The sequence below is a fragment of the Streptomyces sparsus genome (assembly GCF_054776295.1).
In genome coordinates, this window is the sequence record NZ_BAAHCA010001439.1 from 1 (window position 1) to 841 (window position 841).

Below are 841 nucleotides of genomic sequence, written 5' to 3' on the forward strand. Positions count from 1 at the left end.
CGTTCGAACAGCGCCGTAGTCGAGCGAGCCGGAGTCCCGGCCGTCGATCTCGTGCGGTTCGGGTGCGCGGGTCGGCTCGGCGGCCTGGGCGGGCTCGCTCCCCCACCCCTGGGCGCCGGGCATCAGCAGCAGGTCGTCCTCCTCGCCGCCCTGGCCGGTGGCGACCGGGTCCGCGGCGGGGTACTCGCCAGGAGCCGGAACGCCCGGCTGCCCCGGCAGTCCGCCTGCGTTCTCCGGCTGTCCCTCGCCCGGGATCTGGCCGGTGTCAGTCATGCGTACCCCTCGCCCATCGGTGATGCTCCTTCCAACCCGGCGGGACTCACACGCTCCCTGCAGGAGGACAACGAGCGTGCGCGGTGCGCGGCACGTGTCTCCGCCGGCGTCATCCGCATATTGACGAACAAAGCGTCAATCCCGGGTGACGGCACAACGATCCATCAGCCTACCCGGCGCGCCTCGGAGCGCCCGCCCAGGGTGCACGAGTGACCCCGGTTGGTCATGGTTCGTTCCACCGCAGATCACATACGACTGCCCGACAGCAGGAAAACGACGGCGCGGTCCCGCTCGGTCCACTGCTCGGGGTCCATGTCGACGGACTGCAGCAGGGCGCACTCGACGGCGTAACCGCCCGCGCCGAGCACCCGGCCGATCTCCTCTGCCTCGTCACGGGTGGCGGCGTGCGTGACGATGCGCTCCGGGCGCCGGTCGGCACACGCGGCCACCGTGCGTGTCCCGCCACCGCCGATACGCACCACGTCGGGTTCGGGCAGGTCCTCCAGGACCTGCGGGGCGCCGCCGTGCACCACCTGGACCTGCACCCCGAGCCGGCGCGCGGCGGCGG

General features: G+C 72.7%; 1 protein-coding gene and 1 pseudogene. Both read right to left on the minus strand.

Annotated features, from left to right (window positions below; all coding sequences use genetic code 11):
- Positions 1 to 273 (minus strand): hypothetical protein (locus tag ACYVE9_RS28925; protein WP_461030840.1); only part of this gene is annotated, 273 nt, incomplete at its 3' end.
- A 245-nt stretch (positions 274 to 518) separates the two neighbouring features.
- Positions 519 to 841, minus strand: a pseudogene (locus ACYVE9_RS28930) (precorrin-6y C5,15-methyltransferase (decarboxylating) subunit CbiE); the annotation flags it as partial.